Origin of the sequence: Streptomyces sp. WAC05292 (assembly GCF_003949955.1) — a bacterium.
Classification (GTDB): domain Bacteria; phylum Actinomycetota; class Actinomycetes; order Streptomycetales; family Streptomycetaceae; genus Streptomyces; species Streptomyces globosus.
Window position 1 is genome coordinate 1 of record NZ_RPSE01000220.1, and the last position, 10,197, is coordinate 10,197.

Annotated in this window: 11 protein-coding genes and 1 riboswitch; of the genes, 6 read left to right on the forward strand and 5 right to left on the reverse strand. The window is 72.1% G+C overall.

The features are described from left to right. A partial coding sequence (locus EF903_RS21165; RefSeq protein ID WP_185902751.1) for a protease inhibitor I9 family protein occupies positions 1-267 on the forward strand: 267 nt, incomplete at its 5' end. Positions 268-372: 105 nt separating this feature from the next. Beyond that, positions 373-909: a chloramphenicol phosphotransferase CPT gene (cpt, locus tag EF903_RS21170; protein WP_125545491.1), complete on the forward strand. Its 537-nt coding sequence runs from the start codon at positions 373-375 to the stop codon at positions 907-909. Between the two features lie 27 nt (positions 910-936). Here the strand turns inward: cpt and EF903_RS21175 are convergent, their stop codons facing one another. Further along, complete coding sequence (locus tag EF903_RS21175) at positions 937-1,536, reverse strand: phosphoribosylanthranilate isomerase (protein ID WP_125545493.1); 600 nt, start codon at positions 1,534-1,536, stop codon at positions 937-939. Positions 1,537-1,593: 57 nt separating this feature from the next. Between EF903_RS21175 and EF903_RS21180 the strand changes: the two genes are divergently transcribed. Together EF903_RS21180 and EF903_RS21185 are read left to right on the forward strand one after the other, a co-directional pair. Then, on the forward strand, positions 1,594-2,025 hold the full coding sequence (locus EF903_RS21180; RefSeq protein WP_125545495.1) for an N-acetyltransferase: 432 nt from the start codon (positions 1,594-1,596) through the stop codon (positions 2,023-2,025). A 143-nt stretch (positions 2,026-2,168) separates the two neighbouring features. Next, a complete protein-coding gene (locus tag EF903_RS21185) occupies positions 2,169-2,756 on the forward strand; it encodes a Uma2 family endonuclease (protein WP_125545500.1) in 588 nt (195 codons plus the stop codon). 78 nt (positions 2,757-2,834) lie between these two features. On the opposite strand, the gene groL is transcribed toward EF903_RS21185, so the two are convergent. The 4 genes from groL to thrC form a co-directional block, all read right to left on the reverse strand. After that, complete coding sequence (gene groL, locus EF903_RS21190) at positions 2,835-4,454, reverse strand: chaperonin GroEL (protein ID WP_114058065.1); 1,620 nt, start codon at positions 4,452-4,454, stop codon at positions 2,835-2,837. A 384-nt stretch (positions 4,455-4,838) separates the two neighbouring features. Next, a complete protein-coding gene (locus tag EF903_RS21195) occupies positions 4,839-5,042 on the reverse strand; it encodes a cold-shock protein (RefSeq protein WP_005315736.1) in 204 nt (67 codons plus the stop codon). A gap of 405 nt (positions 5,043-5,447) precedes the next feature. Next, positions 5,448-5,726: a MoaD/ThiS family protein gene (locus tag EF903_RS21200; RefSeq protein ID WP_125545496.1), complete on the reverse strand. Its 279-nt coding sequence runs from the start codon at positions 5,724-5,726 to the stop codon at positions 5,448-5,450. Between the two features lie 49 nt (positions 5,727-5,775). Next, positions 5,776-7,080 carry a threonine synthase gene (gene thrC, locus EF903_RS21205; protein WP_125545497.1) on the reverse strand — a complete coding sequence of 435 codons (1,305 nt, stop codon included), beginning with the start codon at positions 7,078-7,080 and terminating at the stop codon, positions 5,776-5,778. A gap of 18 nt (positions 7,081-7,098) precedes the next feature. Beyond that, a riboswitch (SAM riboswitch) is annotated at positions 7,099-7,252 on the reverse strand. A gap of 181 nt (positions 7,253-7,433) precedes the next feature. On the opposite strand from thrC, the gene EF903_RS21210 reads away from it, so the two are divergent. Beyond that, positions 7,434-8,411 carry a glucosyl-3-phosphoglycerate synthase gene (locus tag EF903_RS21210; RefSeq protein WP_125545498.1) on the forward strand — a complete coding sequence of 326 codons (978 nt, stop codon included), beginning with the start codon at positions 7,434-7,436 and terminating at the stop codon, positions 8,409-8,411. A gap of 63 nt (positions 8,412-8,474) precedes the next feature. Then, on the forward strand, positions 8,475-9,935 hold the full coding sequence (locus tag EF903_RS21215) for a trehalose-6-phosphate synthase (protein WP_125545499.1): 1,461 nt from the start codon (positions 8,475-8,477) through the stop codon (positions 9,933-9,935). Positions 9,936-10,197 lie beyond the last annotated feature (262 nt).

The window sequence follows — 10,197 nt, forward strand, 5'->3', positions numbered from 1 at the left end:
GTGATCAGGTACGTCGGCCAGTCGGCGGGCGCCGCGGCCGCGGCGCCCGCCGACTGGCCGACGTACCTGATCACCGTCCGCCGCGGCCTCGACCCCGGCACCGTCGCCCGCTCCTACGGCATCACCCCGGTGCACGTGTACCGGCACGCCCTGAACGGCTTCGCCGCACCGCTCTCCCCCGAGCAGGTCACCGCCCTCCAGGAGACGCCGCTGGTGGAATCCGTCGAGGAGGACGGGGCAGCCTCCGGCGCCGGCGCGACCGCCTGACCTTCGCCTCCGTCCAGCGTCCCACGATCGGGGGGTCCGCACAGGAAGCCGCCATGAGGAAAAACCCGTTGCCGGGGCCCGGCGGTGCGGGCCTACCGTGGGGCCGTGGCCACACAGATGATCGTCCTCAACGGGGGCTCCAGCTCCGGCAAGTCCGGGATCGCCCGCTGCCTCCAGGCCGTGCTGCCCGAGCCCTGGCTCGCCATCGGCGTCGACACCCTGATCGAGACCATGCCCGCGGCGATGCATTCCTCGGACGCCGGTCTCGACATCGGCGCCGACGGCGCCGTCAGCACCGGGCCGGCGTTCGCCGCGCTGGAGGCGGCCTGGCGGGCCGGCGTCGCCGAGATGGCCCGGGCCGGCGCCCGGATCGTCGTCGACGACGTCTTCCTCGGCGGCGTCGAGTCCCGCGAGAGGTGGGAGGCCGTCCTCGGCGGGCTGGACGTCCTCTGGGTCGGCGTGCGCTGCAAGGCCGAGGTGGCCGCCGGCCGCGAGACCGCCCGCGGCGACCGCGCCCCCGGCATGGCCGCCCTCCAGGCCGAGACCGTCCACCGGGGCATGGTCTACGACGTGGAGGTCGACACCACGCACACCGAATCCCTGGACTGCGCCCGCGCCATCGCCGCCCGCGTCGTCCGCTGACGGCAGGACCGGGCGCCGGCCCCGGTCTCAGCCGCGGGCGGCCGCGACGAACGCCCTGATCAGATCCGGGGACTTCACGCCGCGCTCGCTCTCGACGCCGCTGGAGACGTCCACGCCCCACGCACCGGTCGTCTCCACGGCCTCCCGTACGTTCGCCGGGTCCAGGCCGCCGGCCAGCAGCCACTGCCCGAGCGGGGCCGTGAACTCCTTCGCGGCCCAGTTCCACGGCTTGCCGGAGCCCGGGTCGGGGGCGTCGATCAGCAGCAGGTCCTCCCCGTACTCCCCGCACCGCTCCACCCGCAGGGCGGTGGCCCGCAGCAGGGTGCGGCCCTCCGCGCGGAGCGCCCCGTAGAACTCGGGGCCCTCGTCGCCGTGCAGCTGCACGCCCCGTACGCCGCTCCCGTCCGTCAGGCGCCGGACCTCCTCGACGGGCTGCCCGCGGAAGACGCCCACGGTCAGGACCCCGGCGGGCACGCGCGCGGCGAGCTCCCGGGCCTCGGCGGCGCCGATGGTGCGGGGGCTGCCCGGGGCGAAGACGAACCCGACGGCGTCGGCGCCCGCGGCCACGGCCGCATCGACGTCGCGGGCGGTCCTCAGACCGCAGATCTTCACGAAGAGGTCGCTCATGCACCCAGTGAAACAAATCCGCGTGACGCGCTCCGGGCGATCTTGAAGACTGGGCGCATGACCGACGCGACGCACACCCTCACCACCGGCGGCCCCGACTCCGGCCTCGACGAACGCCTCGGCAAGGAGCTGGACGCCTTCAACAGGGAGGCGTCCGGCAGCGCCCCCGAGGAGTTCGCCGTGCGCGTGGAAGACGCCGCGGGGAACCTCGTCGCGGGCCTCAGCGGCTGGACCTGGGGCGACCGGGCGGGCATCGCGATGGTGTGGGTGCGGGAGGACAGCCGGCGCGACGGCTGGGGCGGCAGGCTCCTCGCCGCGGCGGAGGCCGAGGCCGCGGCCCGCGGCTGCCGCTCGATCACGGTGTCCTCGTTCACGTTCCAGGCGCCGGCGTTCTACGCCCGCCACGGCTACGAGGAGACCGCCCGCGTCCCCGGCTTCCCCGGCGGCCACGAGGACGTCCACTTCCTGAAGGCCCTCCCGGCCGCCTGAGGCCTTCCCCGTTCCGGAGCCGCCACCCGCCGGGGTGGCGGCTCCGCCCGTCTCCGGCCGCGGCGCCCGCCCCGCCGTACCGTGGACCCACCCGCGCAGGGCGTCGGCGCCCGGCACCCGCCCCGGAGGAGACGGTGACGACCATGACGACCGAGCGGGACGCCGCCCCGGAGGGCCTGCCCCGGCCCGTGTTCGAAAGCCTTCTGCGCACCGTCGAGGAGATGGCCGCGCCGGACGGCTTCAGGGCGGAGCTCATCCGCGGGAAGATCATCGTCTCGACGTGGCCCGGGCCGCGGTCCCTGCGCTGCCTGCGCGTCCTGCGCGAGCGGATCGCCGCCCACGCACCGCAGGGGCACGTCGTCGACGCCGCCCCGGTCCTGTTCCGGTTCCCCTCGCCCGGGCGCGCGTACGGGCCCTCCCTCTTCTCGGCCGACGAGGCGGCCTTCGAAGCCGACGGCCGCAGTGCGGACGGGTCCGCACTCTCCTTGGTCGCGGAGTCCACCTCCGTCTCCACCCGGGACGCCGACTGGGTGGAGAAGCTGGAGGTGTACGGCCGCCTGGTGCCCGTCTACCTGGTCGTCGACATGCAGGAGTCGGAGATCACCTGCTTCTCCGACCCCTCGCCGCACGGCTACCGCTCCCGGCAGACGGTGCCCTTCGGGAAGCCCCTGACCGTCGCGGAGCCCTTCGGCTTCGAGTTCGACACGGCCGGATTCCGGTCCACGTCCTGAAACACGCCGAGGGCGGCACCCCTCCGGATGGAAGGGGTGCCGCCCTCGGTCGGGAACAGCCGATCAGCGCGGGGCCGATCAGAAGTCCATGTCACCGCCCGGCATGCCGCCCGGAGCGGCGGCGGCCTTCTCCGGCTTGTCGGCGATGACGGCCTCGGTGGTCAGGAACAGCGCGGCGATCGACGCGGCGTTCTGCAGGGCGGAGCGCGTGACCTTCGCCGGGTCGATGATGCCCTCGGCGATCATGTCGACGTACTCGCCGGTCGCGGCGTTCAGGCCGTGGCCCGGGGTCAGGTTGCGCACCTTCTCCACCACGACGCCGCCCTCGAGGCCGGCGTTGACGGAGATCTGCTTCAGCGGGGCCTCGAGGGCCAGCTTGACGGCGGCGGCACCGGTGGCCTCGTCGCCCTCCAGCTCCAGCTTCTCGAAGACCGAGGAGGCCTGCAGCAGGGCCACGCCACCACCGGCGACGATGCCCTCCTCGACGGCGGCCTTCGCGTTGCGGACGGCGTCCTCGATGCGGTGCTTGCGCTCCTTGAGCTCCACCTCGGTCGCGGCGCCGGCCTTGATGACGGCCACGCCGCCGGCCAGCTTCGCGAGGCGCTCCTGGAGCTTCTCGCGGTCGTAGTCCGAGTCGGAGTTCTCGATCTCGGCGCGGATCTGGTTCACGCGACCGGCAACCTGGTCGCTGTCACCGGCACCGTCGACGATGGTGGTCTCGTCCTTGGTGATGACGACCTTGCGGGCGCGGCCCAGCAGGTCCAGGCCGGCGTTCTCCAGCTTGAGGCCGACCTCCTCGGAGATGACCGTGCCGCCCGTGAGGATGGCGATGTCGCCGAGCATGGCCTTGCGGCGGTCGCCGAAGCCCGGGGCCTTGACGGCGACGGACTTGAAGGTGCCGCGGATCTTGTTGACGACCAGGGTCGACAGGGCCTCGCCCTCGACGTCCTCGGCGATGATCAGCAGCGGCTTGCCCGACTGCATGACCTTCTCCAGGAGCGGCAGCAGGTCCTTGACGTTGCTGATCTTGGAGTTGGCGATCAGGATGTACGGGTCGTCGAGGGACGCCTCCATACGCTCCATGTCGGTGGCGAAGTACGCCGAGATGTAGCCCTTGTCGAAGCGCATGCCCTCGGTGAGCTCGAGCTCCAGACCGAAGGTCTGCGACTCCTCGACGGTGATGACGCCTTCCTTGCCGACCTTGTCCATGGCCTCGGCGATGAGCTCGCCGATCTGGGTGTCGGCGGCGGAGATGGAGGCCGTGGAAGCGATCTGCTCCTTGGTCTCGACGTCCTTCGCCTGCTCCAGCAGGGCGCCGGAGACGGCCTCGACGGCCTTCTCGATGCCGCGCTTGAGGGCCATCGGGTTGGCGCCGGCCGCCACGTTGCGCAGGCCCTCGCGGACGAGCGCCTGGGCGAGGACGGTCGCGGTGGTCGTACCGTCGCCGGCGACGTCGTCCGTCTTCTTGGCGACTTCCTTGACCAGCTCGGCGCCGATCTTCTCGTACGGGTCCTCGAGCTCGATCTCCTTGGCGATGGAGACACCGTCGTTGGTGATCGTGGGGGCGCCCCACTTCTTCTCAAGGACGACGTTGCGACCCTTGGGGCCAAGGGTGACCTTGACGGCGTCGGCGAGCTGGTTCATGCCGCGCTCGAGGCCGCGCCGGGCCTCCTCGTCGAACGCAATGATCTTGGCCATCTGAAGTGGTCCTCCAGGACTGGGGTTTCCCCCTGCGCCGCCAGGCGCGCGGGGAGGGGTGGATTGCTCCGGACCGCGTCCGCGCCCGCGACGGACGGCCTGCGTGACCGGCGGTTCCTTCCCGCCGGACCTGCGGGCCTCACCGACCCGGTCCCGTGTAGTAGCACTCTCACTCGTAGAGTGCTAACGCCAATGATTAGCACTCGACCCCCGCGAGTGCAAGCGGCTTCCCGCCATCCCCGGCCACCGCAGGCGACACGCCCGCCGCGGCGCCGGCGGCCGGAAGGGCGGCGGAGCGGCCCCGGCCCGGAACGCACGGAGGGCCCGCACCCCTCCTCAGGATGCGGACCCTCGTGTATGCGTCGGTGGTCGATCGCGCCGGGACTAGACGGCGAGCTTGACCATGTCCGCCTGCGGACCCTTCTGGCCCTGCGAGATCTCGAACTCGACCCGCTGACCCTCTTCAAGGGTGCGGTACCCGTCCATCTGGATGGCGCTGTAGTGGACGAACACATCCGCACCACCGTCGACCGCGATGAAGCCGTAGCCCTTCTCCGCGTTGAACCACTTGACGGTGCCCTGAGCCATGCCTAACTCCCCTATTACTGGCCCTTGCGCAGGACCGCACTTCGCGGTCCCGGGTCAGAACTTGCGCCGGAACGCCTCGACCGCGGCTGAATGTATCTGCACCGGTGCTGTCTGCAACAGGTCAATCCGACGAGAAATCTGGTCACACCGAAAGCGGAAAATAGACCGAAAATTTGTCATATTCCCGGGCAACTCGGACCTGGCATATCGCGCCAAAGCCCCATAACGCACCCGCACATTGACTCAATGTCACCCATCACGCGACCCGTTCATATGCGGCGGGCAAGAACAGCGGAGGGGACTTCCCCAACTCTACCGCGCCCAACCAAGCAGAATTACCCCCTCCGCTTTTTGCCGGAGGGGGTAATCGGGGTCGTGCGCGTGCGTAAGGGTGCGTGCGTGCGGTCAGCAGCCGCCGGCGACGGCCGGAATGATGGACACGCCCGCGCCGTCCGGCGTCGCCGCCTCCAGCCCGCCCTCGAAGCGGACGTCGTCGTCGTTGACGTACACGTTCACGAAGCGGCGCAGCCTGCCCTGGTCGTCCAGGACGCGCGCGGCGATCCCGGGGTGGTTCGCGTCCAGCGACGCGATGACCTCGGCGAGGGTGGCGCCCTCGGCGGGCACCTCGGCCTGGCCGCCGGTGTAGGTGCGCAGGATGGTGGGGATGCGGACGTTGACGCTCATGGCGCTTCTGCCTTTCCGGGCGCGGGGTGCAGCGGGGTGCAGGGGAGGGTCAGGCCAGGCCGGCGGCGCGGAACGCGTCCAGGCTCGGGCGGATCACGGCGGTCTGCCCGCTGTCGGCGGCCACCGCCTCCAGGGTCTTCAGGCCGTCGCCGGTGTTGAGGACGACGGTGGTCAGCGAGGGGTCGAGCTGCCCGTTCTCGATCAGCTTCCTCGTCACGCCGACGGTCACGCCGCCGGCGGTCTCCGCGAAGATGCCCTCGGTCCGGGCCAGGACCTTGATGGCCTCGACGACCTGCTCGTCGGTGACGTCCTCGACGTAGCCGCCGGTGCGGCGCGCGATGTCCAGCACGTACGGGCCGTCCGCCGGGTTGCCGATCGCGAGGGACTTCGCGATCGTGTTCGGCTTCTGCGGGCGGACCACGTCGTGGCCGGCCTTGAACGCGGTCGACACCGGGGAGCAGCCCTCGGCCTGCGCGCCGAAGACCCTGTACGGCCGGTCCTCGACCAGGCCCAGCTTCACGAGCTCCTGCAGACCCTTGTCGATCTTGGTGAGCTGCGAGCCGGAGGCGATCGGCACCACGATCTGGTCGGGCAGCCGCCAGCCGAGCTGCTCGCAGATCTCGTACGCCAGCGTCTTCGAGCCCTCGCCGTAGTACGGGCGCAGGTTGACGTTGACGAAGCCCCAGCCCTCGCCCAGCGGGTCGCCGATGAGCTCGGAGCAGAAGCGGTTCACGTCGTCGTAGTTGCCCTCGATGCCGACGAGGTCGCCGCCGTACACGCCCGCCATGACGACCTTGCCCTGCTCCAGGTCGTGCGGGATGAACACGCAGGAGCGGAAGCCGGCGCGCGCCGCGGCGGCGCCGACCGCGCCGGCCAGGTTGCCCGTGGAGGAGCAGGACAGGGTGGTGAAGCCGAAGGCGCGGGCGGCCTCGACCGCGATCGCGACGACGCGGTCCTTGAAGGAGTGCGTCGGGTTGCCGGAGTCGTCCTTGACGTACAGCTTGCCGGTGACGCCCAGCTCCTTGGCCAGGTTCTCGGCATCGACGAGCTTGGTGAAGCCCGGGTTCAGGCTCGGCTTGGAGGCCACGTCCGCGGGGACGGGCAGCAGGGGGGCGTAGCGCCAGATGTTGTTCGGGCCGGCCTCGATCGCCGCGCGCAGCGCCTCCGGGTCGCCGGTCGGCAGCTCGTACGCGACTTCGAGGGGCCCGAAGCACTCGGCGCAGGCGAAAATGGGTCCGAGCTCGAAGCGGGTGCCGCACTCGCGACAGGAAAGCCCGGCCGCGGGGCCGAGGTCCACGGAGGGCGCAGAAGCGGAGGTTCCGGCGGAAGGTACGGCAACGGTCTGTGCAGCCATGATCGGCGAGGCCCTTTCTCCTCATCTTCCCCATGGCGCACTTCGCCATGAGACGGAATTGGCACCTTCCCTAGCCGGGGACCTCGCTGCTGCTGCACGCAGCGGCGGGAAACCGACTGGAGGGTTGCCGGGGCTTCAACGGGCCGTGTCCCTCTGCCCCTCTGGATGAGCGGTATGGCGCGGGGCGCGCGACGGCGCACCCCGGCATTTGTCGGAAGGACCCCCGGCATGCGGCGGTCCTTCGCGTTGTTCAAGACTGTAACCGAAGCTCCGAGCGGTTGAGACAGCCGTCCGAAGCGCGAGATGGATCATTTTTCGGCCGAACCGGCCGAGGGAAGCAGGGAGAGCCGAACGTGCTGGAAGAGGTGGAGCGCTGGCTCGCGGACCGCTCCTGGTCCGCGGCCGACCGGCCGCTCGACCAGCTGCTGGCCGCCAAACGCGCGGCCGGCACCAGGGTCAGCGTCGTCCTGCCCGCCCTCGACGAGGAGGCGACCGTCGGCGACATCGTCGAGGTCATCCGGCGCGAACTCGTCGACGGGCTGCCGTACCCGCTCGTCGACGAGCTCGTCGTCGTCGACTCCGGATCCGCCGACCGCACCGCCGAGGTCGCCGCGAAGGCCGGCGCCACGGTCGTCCACCGCGACGACATCCTGCCCCGCATCCCGGCCGTCCCCGGCAAGGGCGAGGTGCTGTGGCGCTCGCTGCTGGCCACCACCGGGGACGTCGTCTGCTTCGTCGACGCCGACCTGCGCGACTTCTCCGCCGCGTTCGTCACCGGCATCGTCGGCCCGCTGCTGACCGAGCCCGACGTGCACTTCGTCAAGGCCATGTACGACCGCCCCCTCGGCGACGCCCCCGGCCAGGGCGGCCGCGTCACCGAACTCGTCGCCCGCCCCCTGCTCAACCTGCACTGGCCGCGGCTCGCCGGCTTCGTCCAGCCGCTCGGCGGCGAGTACGCCGTCCGCCGCAGCCTGCTGGAGCGGCTGCCGTTCCCCGTCGGCTACGGCGTCGAGCTGGGCCTCCTCGTCGACGCCCTGCACACCGTCGGGCTCGACGCCCTCGCCCAGGTGGACGTGGGCGTCCGGCTCCACCGGCACCAGGACGGGCAGGCGCTGGGCCGGATGGCCGCCGCGATCTACCGCACCGCGCAACTGCGGCTCTCCCGCGGGCACTCCCCCGGCCACCGCCGGGGGCACCCGCAGGTGCGGCCGGCGCTGACCCAGTTCGAACGCGGGCCGCACGGCTTCGAACCGCGCACCCACCCCGTGGACACCGAGGAGCGGCCGCCCATGGCCGACATCGAGGAGTACACGGTCCGACGCGTGGCGTGACGGCGGGCGAACACGGGTGAAACCGGACGTTTGAGCGGGCGCGGGCCGGGCTAGGTTCGCCGCATGGCTTCCCAGGTACTCGTCGCCGCGAACCGCGGTCCGCTCTCCTACGACCTCGACTCCGACGGCACCCTCGGTGCCCGCCGCGGCGGAGGCGGCCTCGTCTCCGGGCTGTCGGCCGCCCTGGCCGAGCAGCCGGGCGCGCTGTGGATCTGCGCCGCCCTCTCCCCGGGCGACCGCGAGGCCGTCCGCCGCGGCGTCGCCGAGCCCGGCGTCCGGATGCTGGACATCGATCCCGACACCTACGACGCCGCGTACAACGGCATCGCCAACTCCGTCCTCTGGTTCACCCACCACCACCTGTACGACATCCCGCGCACCCCCGTCTTCGACGCCGCCTTCCGCCGCCAGTGGGAGGCGTACACCGCCTACAACCGGGCCTTCGCCGAAGCCCTCGCCGAGGAGGCCGGGCAGGGCGCCTGCGTGCTCGTGCAGGACTACCACCTCGCCCTCGTCCCCGGCATGCTCCGCGAACTCCGCCCCGACCTGCGCATCGCCCACTTCACGCACACCCCGTGGGCCTCCCACGAATTCCTGCAGATGCTCCCCGACGACATCCGCGCCGACCTGCTGTGGGGCATGCTCGGCGCCGACCTGCTGGGCTTCCACACCTGGGCGTGGGCTCACTCCTTCCTCGGCTCCGCCCGCCTCGACGACGAGCGGGGCACCGCCGAGCCGATGATGCCGGCCGGGACCGGCGGCGAACGGTACGTCGCGAAGAACCCCCTCGGCCCCGTACGGCACCGCCGCACCGACGTGGCGGTCTTCCCGCTCGGCGTCGACGCCGACGAACTGCGGCGGCTCGCCGGCCGGCCCGAGGTCGACGAACGGCTCGCCGAGCTGCGGGCCGCGATCGGCGACCGCAAGACGATCGTCCGCGTGGACCGCACGGAACTGTCGAAGAACATCGTCCGCGGCCTGCTGGCCTACCGGGAGCTCCTCGCGACCCGGCCCGAATGGCACGGCCGCGTCGTCCACCTCGCGTCCGCTTACCCCTCCCGGCAGGACCTCCCGGAGTACCGGGCGTACACGCAGGCGGTCCGCGACCTCGCGGCGGAGATCAACACGGAGTACGGCACCGCCGACTGGGAGCCGGTGCTCCTTTCCGTCCAGGACGACTTCGCCCGCTCGCTCGCGGTCTACCGCATGGCGGACGTCGCCCTCGTCAACCCCGTCCGCGACGGCATGAACCTCGTCGCGAAGGAGATCCCGGTCATCTCGGAAGCCGGCTGCGCGCTGGTCCTGTCGACCGGGGCGGGTGCGTACGGCGAACTCCGCGCGGACGCGCTGACGGTGAACCCGTACGACGTATCGGCGACGGCGGAGGCCCTGCACGCGGCCCTGACGATGCCGCCGGAGGACCGCGCGGCCCGCACGAAGCGCCTGGCCACGGCGGCCACGGCCCTGCCGCCGGCGGCCTGGTTCACCACGCAGCTGGCGACGCTCCGCGCCCTGCCGAACTGAGCCCCGGGACCCCGAGCCGCGGCACCCCGAGCCGCGGCTCCGGCCCGCGCTCGGCCCCGGCCCCGGCTCGGCCCCGGCCTCCGGCTCCCGGCCCTTCCCGGCCCGCCGGGGTAACCGGGTGACCTTCCGCAGGGGGCCGGGCCCCAACCCCCCCTCCGCCCGCTCCCGGCCTTAGGGGGCGGGGGTCGGAATCCGCGGCCATTGCAGCGAAACGCCGGTAACGGGCCGTACGGCACGTCGGACATCTGGGACTGCATCGGGA